The 16,175-nt window shown below is 72.3% G+C and carries 15 protein-coding genes; 11 read left to right on the forward strand and 4 right to left on the reverse strand.

Annotated elements, in window-relative coordinates; all coding sequences use genetic code 11:
* Position 1: 1 nt before the first annotated feature.
* Positions 2-694 (reverse strand): peptidoglycan recognition protein family protein, encoded by a 693-nt coding sequence (locus tag OG485_RS14160; RefSeq protein WP_328674435.1) that lies wholly within the window; start codon positions 692-694, stop codon positions 2-4.
* A gap of 428 nt (positions 695-1,122) precedes the next feature.
* Here OG485_RS14160 and OG485_RS14165 point away from each other — a divergent pair, with 428 nt between their 5' ends.
* A complete protein-coding gene (locus OG485_RS14165) occupies positions 1,123-2,307 on the forward strand; it encodes a MarP family serine protease (protein ID WP_328668675.1) in 1,185 nt (394 codons plus the stop codon).
* A 58-nt stretch (positions 2,308-2,365) separates the two neighbouring features.
* Here OG485_RS14165 and OG485_RS14170 read toward each other — a convergent pair whose 3' ends face one another.
* On the reverse strand, positions 2,366-2,857 hold the full coding sequence (locus OG485_RS14170) for a GNAT family N-acetyltransferase (protein ID WP_328668676.1): 492 nt from the start codon (positions 2,855-2,857) through the stop codon (positions 2,366-2,368).
* A 70-nt stretch (positions 2,858-2,927) separates the two neighbouring features.
* Here OG485_RS14170 and OG485_RS14175 point away from each other — a divergent pair, with 70 nt between their 5' ends.
* On the forward strand, positions 2,928-3,845 hold the full coding sequence (locus OG485_RS14175; RefSeq protein ID WP_328668677.1) for a TIGR01777 family oxidoreductase: 918 nt from the start codon (positions 2,928-2,930) through the stop codon (positions 3,843-3,845).
* 254 nt (positions 3,846-4,099) lie between these two features.
* Positions 4,100-5,494 carry an NAD(P)/FAD-dependent oxidoreductase gene (locus OG485_RS14180; RefSeq protein WP_328668678.1) on the forward strand — a complete coding sequence of 465 codons (1,395 nt, stop codon included), beginning with the start codon at positions 4,100-4,102 and terminating at the stop codon, positions 5,492-5,494.
* 233 nt (positions 5,495-5,727) lie between these two features.
* Here OG485_RS14180 and OG485_RS14185 read toward each other — a convergent pair whose 3' ends face one another.
* Positions 5,728-7,200 (reverse strand): regulator, encoded by a 1,473-nt coding sequence (locus OG485_RS14185; RefSeq protein ID WP_328668679.1) that lies wholly within the window; start codon positions 7,198-7,200, stop codon positions 5,728-5,730.
* Between the two features lie 330 nt (positions 7,201-7,530).
* Between OG485_RS14185 and lipB the strand changes: the two genes are divergently transcribed.
* The 4 genes from lipB (at position 7,531) to OG485_RS14205 (ending at position 10,754) form a co-directional block, all read left to right on the forward strand.
* Complete coding sequence (gene lipB, locus OG485_RS14190; protein ID WP_328668680.1) at positions 7,531-8,337, forward strand: lipoyl(octanoyl) transferase LipB; 807 nt, start codon at positions 7,531-7,533, stop codon at positions 8,335-8,337.
* A gap of 164 nt (positions 8,338-8,501) precedes the next feature.
* The gene (lipA, locus tag OG485_RS14195) at positions 8,502-9,467 is read left to right on the forward strand and encodes a lipoyl synthase (protein WP_328668681.1); all 966 of its coding nucleotides are present in this window, start codon (positions 8,502-8,504) and stop codon (positions 9,465-9,467) included.
* Positions 9,468-9,758: 291 nt separating this feature from the next.
* Positions 9,759-9,953 carry an SCO2195 family GlnR-regulated protein gene (locus tag OG485_RS14200; RefSeq protein WP_326788203.1) on the forward strand — a complete coding sequence of 65 codons (195 nt, stop codon included), beginning with the start codon at positions 9,759-9,761 and terminating at the stop codon, positions 9,951-9,953.
* Between the two features lie 102 nt (positions 9,954-10,055).
* Entirely contained in the window at positions 10,056-10,754 is a 699-nt protein-coding gene (locus OG485_RS14205; RefSeq protein ID WP_328668682.1) for a DUF4191 domain-containing protein, read from the forward strand.
* Positions 10,755-11,525: 771 nt separating this feature from the next.
* On the opposite strand, the gene OG485_RS14210 is transcribed toward OG485_RS14205, so the two are convergent.
* Entirely contained in the window at positions 11,526-11,993 is a 468-nt protein-coding gene (locus OG485_RS14210; protein ID WP_328668683.1) for an RDD family protein, read from the reverse strand.
* A 199-nt stretch (positions 11,994-12,192) separates the two neighbouring features.
* Here OG485_RS14210 and glnA point away from each other — a divergent pair, with 199 nt between their 5' ends.
* From glnA to OG485_RS14230, 4 genes are all read left to right on the forward strand, one after another.
* Entirely contained in the window at positions 12,193-13,602 is a 1,410-nt protein-coding gene (gene glnA, locus OG485_RS14215) for a type I glutamate--ammonia ligase (protein ID WP_326788200.1), read from the forward strand.
* Positions 13,603-13,814: 212 nt separating this feature from the next.
* A complete protein-coding gene (gene htpX, locus OG485_RS14220; RefSeq protein WP_328668684.1) occupies positions 13,815-14,759 on the forward strand; it encodes a zinc metalloprotease HtpX in 945 nt (314 codons plus the stop codon).
* A 4-nt stretch (positions 14,760-14,763) separates the two neighbouring features.
* Complete coding sequence (gene pspAB / locus OG485_RS14225) at positions 14,764-15,348, forward strand: PspA-associated protein PspAB (RefSeq protein WP_328668685.1); 585 nt, start codon at positions 14,764-14,766, stop codon at positions 15,346-15,348.
* Positions 15,349-15,491: 143 nt separating this feature from the next.
* On the forward strand, positions 15,492-16,136 hold the full coding sequence (locus OG485_RS14230) for a DUF1269 domain-containing protein (RefSeq protein ID WP_328668686.1): 645 nt from the start codon (positions 15,492-15,494) through the stop codon (positions 16,134-16,136).
* Positions 16,137-16,175 lie beyond the last annotated feature (39 nt).

The following is a 16,175-nucleotide window of genomic DNA, read 5'->3' on the forward strand; positions in this document are numbered from 1 at the left end:
CTCAGCGGCCCTGGATGCGGGCCGCCCGGTCGCGGATCCCGGGGAGGCGGGCGCTGAGGGCGGCGCCCGGGCAGCTCGTCATGAAGGCGGCGTCGTGGCCGGAGACGGTGGAGAGCACGGCGGCGGTGCCCGCGGCGTAACGGCTGAGGCTGTTGCTGGAGACGAGTCGGACCGTGCCCCGGGGGTCCACGCCGCTGAGCCCGAGCTTCCAGGCCACGAGACGGGCGATCGCGTCGGTCATCGCCTTCGGCACCGGTGATCCGGCCGTGAAGGTGCCGATCGCGGCGATCCCGGCGGAGCGGTGGTTGAAGCCCTGGGTGTGCGCCCCGGTGACGGGCCGGTCGATCCCGCCCGCGCGGCCCTCGTAGATCGTGCCGCAGCGGTCGACGAGGAAGTTGTAGCCGATGTCGTCCCAGTCCTTGGCGCCCGTCTGGCCCGCGTACACGTCACGGATGATGCGGGGCACGTCGGCGCAGTCGTAGTCGCTCGGCGAGTCGGTGTGGTGGATGAAGACCGCCACGACGCGGTCGTCGTAGCGGGGCGGCGGCTGCTCGCGGGTGCTCGTGGCGTCCAGCCACGCCGTCCGCGGCACGATGGGCGGCCTGGCGACGGGACGGGGAACGGTGATCCGGGCCGCGAGCGGGGGCGGGGCGGTGCCGCGGGCCGCCGAGCGGTCCACCCCGGCCGCGCACATCACCAGCGCCAGGACGGCGAGCAGGCCCGGCACGCACCCGAAGGCGACGAGGACCGGTTTCGGCAGCCCCACCGGCGTACGCCGGCGCACACGGGGTGGCACAGTCGTCCGGGGAGCTCGATCCGCTCCGCGGGTGAGCCTCCCGGACGTCCGGGGCCCCGGGCGTCCGTGGCGCCCGTGCCGGGACGCTCGCTCCCCGCTCCGTATTCGAGGTCCCCGCGGCTTCCGGAAGACACGCATGGAGCCACCCTGACCCGGATCCTCGCGGGCCGCGATGTGTGGTGTGCCACCTGGTGGAACCATCGAGCGTGTCCGGGACGTTCCTACAGGTCCACGGGTGTGTGGCCGTTTCCGCGGCACCGAACGCGCGTGGCTGATCACAGGGCCCGCCCGACGCGTACTAAGGGGCCCTAGAGAAAGGCGGCTCCGTGGACGTTCTCGACCTCCTGCTGATGCTGGTCATCCTGGTCTACGCGGCGTCCGGTTACCGCCGCGGCCTGGTGGCCGGCTGTGTCTCCCTGGCCGGCTTCGTGGGCGGCGCCGTCATCGGCGTATGGGTGCTGCCGTGGATGATGGAGCTGGTCACGGCGGGGACACCGGCGGCGACGGTCACGGCGGTCCTCACGGTGCTGGTGCCCGGCGTCGTGGGCCACGAGCTGGCCGGGCGGCTGGCGCTGAAGCTGCGCCGCGAGCTGGACCAGGGGCCGCTGCGGGTGGCCGACGGGATCGGCGGAGCCGCGGCGAACACCCTGGCCGTGCTGCTGGTGGCCTGGGTGGCGGCGAGCGTCCTGGGCGCGTCCTCCTCGACGGTGGTGACGCAGTCGATCCGCAACTCGGCGCTGCTGGGCGCCGTGCAGAACACGATGCCGGAGACCACCCCGACCTGGTTCTCGCGCGCGACCTCGGCACTCACGGAGGCGGGCTTCCCCCAGGTCTTCAACCCGTTCGAGAACGAACCGGCGGCCGGTGTCGCCAAGCCCTCCGGGGACAGTGTCACGCCGTCCGCGACGAACGCCGCCAAGCAGAGCACCGTGAAGGTCGAGGGCGTCTCGGGCAACCAGGGCCGGGAGGGCAGCGGCTTCGTCTACGCCCCGCACCGTGTGATGACCAACGCGCACGTGGTGGCGGGCATCGACCGGCCGACCGTGCGGGTGGGCGGGGTCGGACGCCCGTACCAGGCGCGGGTGGTCCTCTTCGATCCGCAGAAGGACGTCGCCGTCCTGTACGTGCCGGCGCTCCGGGCCCCGGTCCTCCACTTCGACGGGGTCGCCTCGCGCGGGGACTCCGCCGTGGTCGCGGGCTACCCGCAGGACGGCGGCCTCGACCTCCAGGCCGCCACCGTCGCGGGCCGCATCAACGCGACGGGCCAGAACATCTACAACTCGGGCACGGTCACCCGCGAGATCTACTCGATCCGCTCGACCGTCCGGCCCGGCAACTCCGGTGGTCCGCTCCTGACCACCGACGGCGAGGTGTACGGCGTGGTCTTCGCCCGTTCGACCTCGGACGACGAGACCGGTTACGTCCTGACGGCGCACGAGGTCGCGAGCGACGCCAAGAAGGCCGCACACGCCACCGCACGGGTGGACACGGGCGACCTCGTCACCTCCTGAGCGAGCGCCTCACGGAACACGGTCCTGAACGGACCACGGTTCCGACGGGGAGAGCCGATCAGAGCGGGCGTCCCATCAGGACGTCGTCCACATAGGCGCCGTCCAGCAGGAACTCCCCGGGCAGGACCCCCTCGACGACGAACCCCTCGGACTCGTAGAGAGCGCGCGCCGGAGTGTTGTGGCCGAGCACGCGCAGGGTGATGCGCCGGGCGCCCTGGCGGCGGGCCTCCTCGCCCGCCGCCCGCAGCAGCGCGCGGCCCACCCCGGCGCCGCGGGCCTCGTCGGCGACGGCCAGTCCGAGGATCTGCCGGACGTGCGCGTTGCAGGCCAGCCTGGTCGGGAAGCCCAGCCGGATGTACCCCACGAGACGGCCGTCGAGCTCGGCGACGACATGGTCCCGGGGACCGAACCGCTCGCTGTAGAAGGGCTCGTACGGCGGCCGGGGACGCGGCATGACCGCGTGCAGCGTGGACCAGGTGTCGCGGTCGATCCGGCCGAGCGCGTCCTCGTCGTCCAGGGTGGCGTGGCGTATCCGCGGAGCAGCTGACATACCGGTCACTGTACGGCCGCCGCGCTGCGGCCTTCCGTGAAGTCCTGGGCGGCGGGGGCAGGATGGACCCATGAACGACTCACCGCTGTCCCCGGGTTCCCGCATCGTGATCGCCGGCGCGTCCGGCCTGATCGGCTCCGCGCTGACACGCTCCCTGAGCGCCGAGGGGCACGAGGTGGTCCGGCTCGTACGCCGTGAGCCGCGTTCGCCGCACGAGATCCGGTGGGATCCGCAGCGGCAGCGGATCGACGCGGTGGGGCTCATCGGCTGTGCCGCCGTGGTCAATCTGGCGGGAGCGCCGGTGGCGGGGCGGCCCTGGACGCGTGCGTACAAGCGGATGATCCGCGACAGCCGGGTGCTCGGGACGGCCACGCTCGCGGAGGCGGTGGCCTCGCTCGACGAACCGCCGCGGGTCTTCGTCAACGGGAGCGCGATCGGGTTCTACGGCGACACGGACGGCCGGGCGGTGGACGAGTCCGCACCGCCCGGGGACGGGTTCCTGCCGTCCGTCTGTGTGGAGTGGGAGGAGGCGACCGCTCCCGCGCAGGAGGCGGGGGTGCGCACGGTGCTTCCCAGGACCGGGCTCGTGGTGGCCCGCGAGGGCGGGGCCTGGGCGCGGCTGATTCCGCTGTTCAAGGCGGGTGCCGGGGGGCGGATGGGGAACGGGCGCCAGTACTGGAGCTATATCTCGCTGCACGACGAGGTGGCCGCGATCCGGCATCTCATCGACACGGAGTCGCTGTCCGGGCCGGTGAACCTGACCGCCCCCGACCCGCTCACCAACGGGGAGATCACCGAGGCCATGGGCCGGGTCCTGCACCGCCCGACCCTGCTGACCACGCCCGCCCCGCTGCTGCGCCTCGCCCTCGGCGACATGGCCGAGGACGTCCTGGGCAGCCAGCGCGTCCTGCCCGCCCGCCTCCTGGAATCGGGCTTCACCTTCGCGTTCCCCTCGATCGACGGAGCCCTGCGGGCGGCACTCGGCTGAGGAACGTTCCCCGGGGAGGCGAGGACTCCCGGCGCCCGGACGGGTGGGTGGGCCCGAGGCTCGTGGGCCCGGCCCGGGCGGGTTCGGCCGCCCCCGCCGGGCGGGTACATGCACCCCCCATGCTTCCGTGCCCGGCCGCCGCGCGGCTTCCGCCGCGCGGCCGAACCTCGCACCCTCGATCCGAACTGGGGCATTCCAGAAGCGTGTTGGGGGCATGACGTCCCCACCGGCCGCGCAACCTCGAGGAGGGGCACGTGCTAGAGCCCGCACGCCACGCCGCGCACACGGCACAGATCACGGAAGACGTCGACGTCGTCGTCGTGGGAGCCGGTGTCGCCGGCCTCGCGGCCGCACGGCATCTGACCGGGGCGGGGCTGAGGACCGCCGTCCTCGAGGCCGCCCCCCACGTCGGCGGCCGTATGTCCACGGAGAAGATCGACGGCTTCCGGCTGGACCGGATCGGCCGGCTCCTGTCCACCTCGTACCCGGAACTGCGCCACACCCCGGGCCTGGACGGCCTCGTCCTGTGCCCGTTCTCGCCGGGCGTGCTGCTGCACAGCGACGGCCGGCGCCACCCCACGGGCACGCTCGGCACATCCCGGAGCGCGAGGGGCGCACTCACCACCGCGCGCGCCCTCGCGAGCGCCCCCCGGCTTCCGCTGCCCCGGCCCGCGCGCGGAACCACCCGCCCCGGCCCGCTCGGCAGCCCCCTCGACCAGTCCCGTCTCGGCGCCGCCCTCGCGCGCCTCGCCGCCACTCCACCGGAGCGCCTGCTCGCCCGCCCCGACCTCACCGCGGCGAACGCGCTGACCGCCCGGGGGCTCCCGGCCCGTACGGTCGAGGCCTTTCTGCGCCCCCTTCTCGCGGCCCTGCTGTGCGACCCGGAGCTACGGACGTCGAGCCGCCTGGCCGACCTCGCGCTGCACTCCTTCGCGACGGGGAGGCTGTGTCTGCCCGAAGGCGGCGCGGACGCGCTCCCCGAGCTGCTGGCGGCCGCCCTTCCGCCCGGCACCGTGCACACCGGCGTCGAGGTCACCGCCGTCTCCACGACCCGCGTCACGACGAAGGACCACGGCGAACTCCGGTGCCGGGCCATCGTGTTGGCGACCGGGGCGGGTGCCGCCGCCCGGTTCCTGCCCGGGCTGCACGTCCCCGCCTTCCATCCGGTGACCGTCCTGCACCACACCACGGACGAACCGCCGCTCACCGAGCCGGCGCTGCTCCTGGACGCCGACCGCGGCGGCCCGGTGGCGCACACGGCGGTCGTCAGCCAGGTCGACCCGACCCGGGCACCCGCGGGCCGCGCCCTGATCTCCTCGACCGTGCTCGGCACACCGCCCGCCGCGCCCCACCTGGACGCGACGGTCCGTGCCCAGCTCGCCCGTGTCTACGGCACGTCGACGACCCGCTGGGAACTGCTGGCGGTCCATCACGAGCCGGAAGCGGTACCGGCGATGCCGCCGCCGCACGATCCGCGCCGTCCCGTACGGCTGCTCGCGGGCCTGTACGTGTGCGGTGACCACCGGGACACCGGCGCGGTGCAGGGCGCGCTGCACTCGGCCCGGCGGGCCGCCCACGCCCTCCTGACGGACCTGGACGTCCGCGCGGCCGCCCCGTCGGCCGAGCCGCTGGAGTCCGCCGCCGCCTGACCCCGGACTCCGGAACTCCGGCGCGGGGCTCCGGAGTTCCGGATCCCCGGCGCGCGGGCCCTCCGGCCTCCGGGCGCTCCCGGAGGCCGGACCCGGCTCCCGGCGGACCCACCGCGCGAGGGCGGGCGCCCCCGCCCCGGCGCGCGCATCGAGCTCCCCGGTCTCCGGTACCCCAGGCCGGAGACCGGGGACGCCCCGGCCCGGGGCCCGTCCGGCCGTTCCCGCCCGCGTGCTCAGCTCAGCGCGGCCACCTTGTCGCGGTAGCCGCGGACGGGTGCGGCGTCCTTGTACGGTTCGAGCCGTTTCTCGAAGTCCCGTACGTACTCGACGGCCCGCGCCGACCGCATCTCCGCCGCCTGCCCCGCGGCCTCCGCCCCGAGCAGACAGGCCTGGTCGAGCTCTCCGAGCCCGAGCCGCGCCGAGGCGAGCACCACCCGGCAGAACAGCCGGCTGCGCGCGTAGCCGGGCGCCCGGAGCTGGAGCGAGCGTTCGGCGTGCTGCGCCGCCGCCCGGAACTGCTGAAGGTCCCGGTGGCAGTGCCCGAACTCGTCGGCGAGCTGCGCCTCGTCGAAGTACCGGGCCCAGTGCGGGACCTCGTCGCCGGTCCGGGACGCCTCCAGCGCGCGTTCGGCCCGGACCAGCGAGGCCGTGCAGGCCCGCACCTCGCCGAGCACCCCGTGGCCGCGCGCCTCGACGGCGTGCAGCAGCGCCTGCACGACGTGCGGCCCCCCGGAGCCGAGGCCCTGCTGCGCGACCCGTGCGAGCTGCACGGCCTCGCGCCCGTGTCCGAGGTAGACGGCCTGCCGGCTCATCGTGATGAGCACGTAGGAGCCGTACACCCGGTCGCCCGCGGCCTGCGCGAGGCGCAGCGCCTGGACGAAGTACCGCTGCGCGAGTCCGTGCGCGCCGATGTCGTACGACGTCCAGCCGGCGAGCCGGGTGAGGTCGGCGGCGGCGGCGAACAGGTGGCGGCCGGTCTGCTCGCCGTACGCGCCGCGCAGCATGGGCTCGGCCTCGTGCTCCAGGTACCGGACCAGTGCCTGGCGGGCGTGACCGCCGCCGTAGGCGTGGTCGAGGGCCCGGAAGAGTTCGCCGACCGAGCGGAGCGCGGCGATGTCCCCGCCGCTGACCCGCTGGCCGGGGCCCCGCTCGGTCCGGCCGCGCCGGAAGGCGGATCCCCCCGGCTCGGGCGGTGCCGTGACCTTGGGCGCGGCCGGGCGGCCCTGGGCGGGGATGCGGGAGGGCTGCTCGCCGCGGGCGACCCGGTCGTCGGCCCGGCCGATCAGCCAGTCCCGGCTGGGCACGACGAGCCCGGCCGGGGTGAAGGCGATCTTGCGGAGCTCCGCGTGGCTCCCGGAGTCCTTGCGCCACAGGCCGCTGACGATGTCCACGGCCTCCTCGGGGGTCGCGGCGAACTCCAGCCCCGCGTACACGGGCGCGCAGGCGTCGAGCCCGAGGTCCTGCGCGCTCAGACGCCGGCCGAGGCGGCGGGTGAACACTTCGGCGATGAGCGCGGGGGTCGTCCCGCGGGGCTGCTGGCCGCGCAGCCACCGGGTCACCGAGGTCTTGTCGTATCTCAGGTCCAGTCCGTGTTCGAGTCCGAGCTGGTCCACGCGACGGGCGAGACCTGCGTTGGAGAACCCCGCTTCTGCGATGAGCGCGGCGAGCTGTCGATTGGGCGTGCGCTGCGCGGGTCGTTCCGTCATCTGCGGTGCGGTCTCCTGCCTTCGGGTCTCCAGGGGGCCTCGGGGCGGCGTGGAACGTTCTTGCGCCTCCCCCGAGGCCCCCTGTGCCCGGATTGCCTGTGAGCAGCCCTTATGGCCTAGTGAACGGCGCGAATGTAGCGGAGCGTGAGCACGTCATCGCACACATCGACATTCATTCATCCGATCGTGTGAGGATTAGCTGTCGGGCTGACGCGGATCCGGCGGACGTACAGTGGCGTGGGCGCGCGACGGACCTGACGAAAGGTTCCTCCGCGTCCCCCGCACGGGGACCACCACGTGCCCGAGGAAGCTTCTAGGGAGGCGCTTACCGTGAGTGAGTTGCGGTTCGTCCGCATGGGATTCGGTGCCGAGGCCGTCGAGTACCAGGAGGCGTGGGACGAGCAGCGCCGCGTGCACGCGGCCCGGTTCCTGGACGAGGTCCCCGACACCTGTCTGCTCCTGGAGCACCCGCCGGTGTACACCGCGGGCCGGCGCACGGCGGACAACGAGCGGCCCCTGGACGGCACGCCCGTCATCGACGTGGACCGCGGCGGCAAGATCACCTGGCACGGTCCGGGCCAACTGGTCGGCTACCCCATCCAGAAGCTCCCGCGTCCCGTGGACGTCGTAGCCCACGTACGCCGTCTGGAAGAGGCGCTCATCCGCACCTGCGCGGAGTTCGGCCTGGAGACGAGCCGGGTCGAGGGCCGCAGCGGCGTCTGGATCCTCGGTGACGCCAAGGATCCCGCCCAGGGGGCCCCCGCGCTCGGGGGTCTCTCCCTCGACTTCGACCCCCGGCTCCAGGACGAGGAGTTCGACCCGCGGCTCAACGGCCCGGAGTACGCCCCGTCCAACGCGGGCCAGCGCCGCGAGGACCGCAAGATCGCCGCGATCGGCATCCGCGTCGCCAAGGGCGTCACCATGCACGGCTTCGCGCTGAACGTGAACCCGGACAACGCCTGGTTCGACCGGATCATCCCGTGCGGCATCCGCGACGCGGGCGTCGCCTCGCTCGCGGGCGAGCTGGGCCGCGACGTGACCATCGACGAGGTCCTGCCGGTGGCCGAGAAGCACCTCGGGGACATCCTGACGAACGCGGACCTGAAGCCGCGCGTCGTGGAACGCACCCCGGCCTAGAACCGCGCGTCGCGGAAGGCACACCGGGCCGGAGCCCGTGCCTCCACGGCGGAGACCCCCTCGGGAATGCACCCCCGCTCCCGAAGGTTGCCCACCTCGGGGGCCGAGCACCGCACGGGCGTACCCTGGTGTACGCCGAAGAATCGAAGTTACAGGGAGCCGATGTGTCCGCAGTCGCACCCGACGGACGCAAGATGCTGCGCCTGGAGGTCCGGAACAGCCAGACCCCCATCGAGCGCAAGCCCGAGTGGATCAAGACCCGGGCGAAGATGGGTCCCGAGTACACGAAGATGCAGGCACTCGTGAAGGGCGAGGGCCTGCACACGGTCTGCCAGGAGGCGGGCTGTCCCAACATCTACGAGTGCTGGGAAGACCGCGAGGCCACGTTCCTCATCGGCGGTGACCAGTGCACGCGACGCTGCGACTTCTGCCAGATCGACACCGGCAAGCCGGAAGCCCTGGACCGGGACGAGCCGCGCCGTGTCGGTGAGTCCGTCGTCACGATGGACCTGAACTACGCCACCATCACCGGCGTCGCCCGCGACGACCTGGAGGACGGCGGAGCGTGGCTGTACGCCGAGACGGTCCGCCAGATCCACGCGCAGACGGCCGGCCGCGAGGCCGGACGCACCAAGGTCGAACTGCTCGCCCCGGACTTCAACGCCGAGCCCGAGCAGCTCGCCGAGGTCTTCTCCTCGCGCCCCGAGGTCTTCGCGCACAACGTCGAGACGGTCCCCCGGATCTTCAAGCGGATCCGGCCGGGCTTCCGCTACGAGCGCTCGCTCAAGGTCATCACCGAGGCCCGTGACTACGGTCTGGTCACGAAATCGAACCTGATCCTCGGCATGGGCGAGACCCGCGAAGAGGTCAGCGAGGCGCTCCAGCAGCTGCACGAGGCGGGCTGCGAGCTCATCACGATCACGCAGTACCTGCGCCCCTCCGTGCGCCACCACCCCGTGGAGCGCTGGGTCAAGCCGCAGGAGTTCGTGGAGCTCAAGGAGGAGGCCGAGGAGATCGGCTTCTCCGGCGTCATGTCGGGCCCGCTGGTCCGCTCCTCGTACCGGGCCGGCCGCCTGTATCAGATGGCCATCGAGAAGCGGGGCGCATACGTCGCCTCCCAGGCGGTCTGATCCCCCGAACGGCATACGTTGCGAAAGGAAAGCGGTGGCACCGAGTGCCACCGCTTTCGTGTGAATCCGCGCACAAGCAACTCGCCCTTCACAACGGCCCGTTCACACCCCTCACGGTGTCCCCGCAGCTGAACGCGACGTCAGGAAGGGGACAGGAAAGCGACCCGCGGTATCAAGGTTTCATTGGTGTTTGACCGCTCGGTCACGTACTGGTAACACCAGTCAGTGACTCTGGTTCCACGTCACACACGTCCCCGTCCGAGCCGTCGATCCCTAGGGGGGATCTCCATCATGCAGGCCGCGCCCGTACGCGCCACCGCGATTCCGTCGTTCACCGATGCACTGCGTGCCGTCGAATCGCTGCTCATGAGCAGCGGGCAGCGCACCGCCCGCCGCAACGCCTGGACCTCCGTCCTGGAGGACCGCCGCCGCGCCAAGGACCGGGTCGAGGCGCAGCGCGTGCTGGAATCCGTCACCCGTTCCTGATCGGCGCCGGTCAGCGCCGATCGATCCGGTCACGGCAGCCGCGGCCCCGCTCGCCCGGTACTGCCGTCGTCGGCACTCCGCGGGCCACGTAGACTCGTGGACATGGCGAGGAAGGAACCCGCAGCGGACGCTGCGAACCCCGGGCGGCTCAAGCAGATCGCTCTGACGTACAAAATGACCCGCAAGGCCGATTCCAAGATCGGTCTTGTACTCGCGGCTGTCGGAATTCTCACCCTCGGTGTCTTCCTCGCGATCGGCTTCTTGATCGGCCACCCGGTCTATCTCGGCATTCTCGGGCTTCTGCTCGCCCTCCTCGCGACGGCGATCGTCTTCGGACGCAGGGCCGAGCGGGCCGCCTTCGGGCAGATGGAGGGCCAGCCGGGCGCGGCCGCGGCGGTGCTCGACAACGTGGGCCGAGGCTGGACCACGACCCCGGCGGTCGCGATGAACCGCAGCCAGGACGTGGTGCACCGCGCGGTCGGCAAGGCCGGCATCGTGCTGGTCGCCGAGGGCAACCCGAACCGGGTCAAGACCCTGCTGGCCGCCGAGAAGAAGAAGATGGCGCGGATCGTCTCGGACGTCCCGGTGCACGACATCCTCGTGGGCACCGGCGAGGGCCAGGTCGAGCTGAAGAAGCTCCGCACGACGATGCTGAAGCTGCCGCGTGTGCTCGCCGGCCCCCAGGTCACCGCGACCAACGACCGGCTGCGCGCGATGGGCGACCTGATGAGCAACATGCCGCTGCCGAAGGGTCCGATGCCCAAGGGCATGCGGATGCCTCGGGGCGGTCCCAAGCGGTGACGCTCGCGCTGGCTTGACCAGTCCTACGACGATGGGGCGCCCGGAACTCTCCGGGCGCCCCATCGTCGTTGCGGACGCCCCCTCCGCCGGGCAGGTCGTTCCCCCGTGGCGGGTCGGCCTTCGCCGGGGGCGATCGTTCCCTCGCCGGGGCAGGTGCCCCCAGCGCGGCAGGTGGCCCTTCCCCGGAACGGGCAGCCTTCGCCGGGGCAGGTGCCCCATCACCGGGCCGGACGTTTCCCTACCGGAGCGGGGCCCCTAGCCGGGACGGGCTGCCTTCGCCGGGGCAGGTCCCTCGCCGGGCCGGACGTTTCCCTACCGGAGCGGGGGACCCTCGCCGGGACGGGCTGCCTTCGCCAGGCCGGTCGTCCGCTCACCGGGACAGGGCGGCCTTCGCCAGGGACGGTGTGCCCCGCCGGGGCAGGTGGCCCTGCGCCAGGGCAGGTCCCTCGCCGGGACGGGCGGCCCTCGCCAGGGCAGGTGTCCATCGCCGGGGCAGGTGCCCATCGCCGGGACGGACGTTTCCCTACCGGAGCGGGGCCCTAGCCGGGACGGGCAGCCTCGCCGGCCGGTCGTCCGCTCACCGGGGCGGGGCGGCCTTCGCCAGGGACGGTGCCCCTTCGCCGGGGCCGGTCGCTCCCTTGCCGGGCGGGCCCCCGCCGTGGCCGGTTCCCCATCGTCGGGCCGGACGTTTCCATACAGGGGCGGGGCCCGTCACCGGTGGCCCGTCGCCGGACCGGTCGTCCGCTCACCGGGGTGGGGTGGGCTCGGGCTTCAGGTGCGGACTTCGATCGTGTGGGCCAGGCGGTCGTGGAGGCCTCGGCCGTCGCGGTCCCAGATCAGGGCCGGAACGGCCACGCACAGGAGCCCGGTGCGCAGCAGGACGCGCAGCGGGTTCAGCCGGCCGCCGCCCTCGGCCACGACACGCAGACCCAGCAGACGCTTGCCCGGAGTGAAGCCGACGGAACCGACCGTGAGGACACCGAGAGCGAAGAAGACCAGCAGGGCCCAGTTGCCCGTAGCCTGGTCATAGCCGTCGGTGAGCAGCCCGTATGCGATCAGGAGGCACAGGCCCCAGTCGACGGCGAGGGCGCCCATACGGCGGCCGGGGCGGGCGATCGAGCCCGGTCCGTGCTCCGGGAGACCGAGCTGTTCGCCCCGATAGCCGAAGTCGACACCGGCTTCCTCCGCAGCCGCGCGGGGGCCGGAGAGCCACGATCCGATTGCTTGCCTGTTGTCCACCCGTCCAAGGTACTGTGCCCGTTTTGCCATACGGACAGGAGGGGCCCGGAGGGCCGTGGTCGGTTAACTTGGGCGAAACAAATGGGTCACGCTGGAGAAATCCCCCGTCCCTATGGTCGGCCCCAGCGTGTGCCACCGCACTGGCCGCACGAACGAACTACCACCCCGGTCCACAGTGGGCGGGAGTAGGAGGAGCTGGATGTTCCAGAACGCCGACGAGGCCAAGAAGTTCATCGCGGACGAGGACGTCAAGTTCGTCGATGTCCGCTTCTGCGACCTGCCGGGTGTGATGCAGCACTTCACGATCCCGGCCGAGGCCTTCGACCCGGCTGAGGAGCTCGCCTTCGACGGCTCCTCCATCCGCGGCTTCCAGGCCATCCACGAGTCCGACATGGCGCTCCGCGCCGACCTGTCCACCGCGCGCGTCGACCCCTTCCGCCGCGACAAGACGGTCAACATCAACTTCTTCATCCACGACCCGATCACGGGTGAGCAGTACTCCCGTGACCCGCGCAACGTGGCCAAGAAGGCCGAGGCCTACCTCGCGTCCACCGGCATCGCCGACACCGCGTACTTCGGCCCCGAGGCCGAGTTCTACGTCTTCGACAGCGTGCGCTTCAAGACCGCCGAGAACGAGTCGTTCTACCACATCGACTCCGAGGCCGGCGCCTGGAACACCGGCGCGATCGAGGACAACCGCGGTTACAAGGTCCGCTACAAGGGCGGCTACTTCCCGACCCCGCCGGTCGACCACTTCGCCGACCTCCGTGCGGAGATCTCCCTGGAGCTGGCCGCGTCCGGCCTCCAGGTCGAGCGCCAGCACCACGAGGTGGGCACCGCCGGCCAGGCCGAGATCAACTACAAGTTCAACACGCTGCTCGCCGCGGCCGACGACCTCCAGCTCTTCAAGTACATCGTGAAGAACGTCGCCTGGCGCAACGGCAAGACCGCGACCTTCATGCCGAAGCCGATCTTCGGTGACAACGGCTCGGGCATGCACGTCCACCAGTCCCTGTGGAGCGGCGGCTCCCCGCTGTTCTACGACGAGGCCGGCTACGCGGGCCTGTCGGACATGGCCCGCTACTACATCGGCGGCATCCTCAAGCACGCCCCGTCGCTGCTCGCCTTCACCAACCCGACGGTGAACTCGTACCACCGCCTGGTCCCCGGCTTCGAGGCCCCGGTCAACCTGGTGTACTCGCAGCGCAACCGCTCCGCGGCCATGCGTATCCCGATCACCGGCTCGAACCCGAAGGCCAAGCGCGTCGAGTTCCGCGCGCCCGACTCCTCCGGCAACCCGTACCTGGCGTTCGCGGCCCTGCTGATGGCCGGTCTGGACGGCGTCAAGAACAAGATCGAGCCGGCCGAGCCGATCGACAAGGACCTCTACGAGCTGGCTCCCGAGGAGCACGCGAACGTCGCCCAGGTCCCGACCTCGCTCCCGGCCGTCCTCGACTCGCTGGAGCGCGACCACGAGTTCCTGCTCGCGGGCGACGTCTTCACGTCCGACCTGATCGAGACGTGGATCGACTACAAGCGCACGAACGAGATCGCGCCGCTCCAGCTGCGTCCGCACCCGCACGAGTTCGAGCTGTACTTCGACGTGTAAACCCGTCGCTCCAGCCGCACACGTCCTCGGCCGCGTCCTTCCTCCGGGAGGGGCGCGGCCGACGCGTTTCTCCCCCGCCGGCGACGGGCGCGGGGCCGCGTGCCGAGGGAGAATTCCTTTGCCCACCGCGGGGCCTATCGGCACCTGTTCATGGGGAACCGCGGGCGCACAATGGAGAGCGGGACGAGTGCCCGACTGCGGGATGGTGCGAGATGCGGAGCCGATTCCGGAACGACCGGCAGCTGACCGTGCGGATGACGGTCACGCTGTTCCTGCTCGGATTGCTGTACGTGGCCTTCGTCGCCGCGTTGATCGTGCTGCTGAAGTCGTGGGTGCTGGTCGTCGTGATCGCGGCCGGGCTCCTCGTCGCGCAGTACTGGTTCTCGGACCGGATCGCGCTGTACGCCATGCACGGACGGATCGTGGAGCGGGAGGAGTATCCCCAGCTCCACGGCGTCGTCGACCGGCTGTGCGCCGTGGCCGACATGCCCAAGCCGCTCGTCGCCGTGTCGGACCTCGACATGCCGAACGCGTTCGCCACGGGGCGCAACGCCGATCACGCCGTGCTCTGCGTGACCACGGGGCTGCTGCGCCGCCTGGAGCCCGACGAGCTCGAAGGCGTCCTCGCGCACGAGCTGTCGCACGTGGCGCACAAGGACGTCGCGGTGATCACCGTGGCGTCGTTCCTCGGGGTCCTCGCCGGGCTGATCGTGCGGTTCGCGTTCTACTCGCAGCTCTTCGGCGGCCGGGGCCAGAAGGACCAGAACACCGTGGCCGTCTTCGCCGTGGTGATGGCGGTGTCCGCGGCCGTGTACGCCATCAGCTTCATGCTGATCAGGGCGCTCTCCCGGTACCGCGAACTGGCCGCCGACCGTTCCGCGGCCCTGCTCACCGGCCGCCCCTCGGCGCTGGCGTCCGCGCTGACCAAGGTGACCGGTGACATCGGGCGGATCCCGACGAAGGACCTGCGCACCGCTCAGGCCTTCAACGCCTTCTACTTCACCCCCGCGCTCGGCGCCCAGCCGGGCATCGCCAACCTGTTCTCGACCCACCCGAGCCTGGAGCAGCGGCTCGGACAGCTGGCCCGCATCTCCGCCGAGCTGGGCGAGCCCGCGGTGCCGGACACGGGCGCCCCGGCTCCCGGAGAGGTTCTCTGACCGCATGGGGTTCCTGGACATCCTGCTCGGCCGCAGCAAGCCCGCCGCGCCCGACCTCGACCGGCTCTTCGCCCTGCCGTCGGCGGCCGTGACCCTCCAGGCGGCGACCGGGTTCGTCCCGACCGGCACGGGAGCGGTGTGCTTCACCTCCGTCGAGGGCGGGGCCTTCGCCCAGGCCCGTCAGGAGGCACAGGACCTGCTGGACGCGGACACCGGGCGGACGGGCCCGGGGGTGGAACCGATCCGGGACGAGTACGGCTACTCGTGGCTGGTCTCCCGCCGCGCGCCCGACGACCTGCCGGCGCTGGTGAGCGATCTGCACGCGGTCAACAGCTCCCTGGAGGGCACCGGCTTCGGTCCCCAGCTCCTCTGCTCCGTGGTGGGTTTCGAGGACACCGGGCAGCGGCGGCTCGGTCTGGTCTATCTGTACAAGCGCGGGACCTTCTTTCCCTTCGCGCCGCTCGCCGGCGGGGGCGAGCGGCGCGACAACGCGCTCGAACTCCAGATCAAGGCGGCCCTGGCCGACGACCTGCGCATCGAGCAGGACCTCGCCCGCTGGTTCCCGATCTGGGGCGCCCCGGGACTGTGACCGCGCCGGGGCCGTGACTGCTTCCGGCGTTCTCGGCGGCGCGTGCGCTCCCCCGGTGCGGCCGTGGCGGACGCACTTTTCCCGACTGCACCCCACCCCGTATCGCTATAAAGTCGTACGAAATCGACACAAGGGGTGTCCTCATGAGCAATCTGTTCGTCGTCGCCTACAACGATGTCGCCACCGCCGGCCGGGTGCGCGACAAGCTGTTCGAGCTGTCGAAGCAGCATCTCGTCGAGCTGGAGGACGCGGTCGTCGTCGAGCGGAGCGAGGACGGCAGGATCAAGCTGCATCAGGCGGTCAGCCACACGGCCGTCGGCGCGGCCGGCGGCGCGCTGTGGGGCGGTGTCATCGGGCTGCTCTTCCTGGCGCCGCTGCTCGGTGCGGCGGTGGGCGCGGCGGCCGGTGCCGCCGGCGGCGCGGTCACGGACACCGGCATCGACGACAAGTTCATGAAGGATCTCAGCCAGAATCTGCGGCCGGGCGCGGCCGCGCTGTTCGTCCTGGTCAAGCAGGCGGCCGGGGACAAGGTGATCCCGCAGATCGCCGAGTTCGGCGGCCAGTTGGTGCAGACCTCGCTGAGCCAGGACCAGGAGGACCACCTGCGCGAGGCGGTCGCCGCGGCCCGGGCGAAGGCGGCCGGCGCCACCGCGCCGGCGGAGGCGGGCGGTACGGCCGCACCCGCGAAGGACGCGCCGACGGCCGCCTCCGGGACGGGTACCGCGGGCACGCCCGAACCGGCCGGCGCCTCCGAACCGGACGCGAACGGCGCTTCCGCCGCTTCCTGAACCGAACGGACTCCGCCGCCGGCCCGCCTCCCCGAAAGG

This window comes from Streptomyces sp. NBC_00328 (assembly GCF_036139655.1).
Classification (GTDB): domain Bacteria; phylum Actinomycetota; class Actinomycetes; order Streptomycetales; family Streptomycetaceae; genus Streptomyces.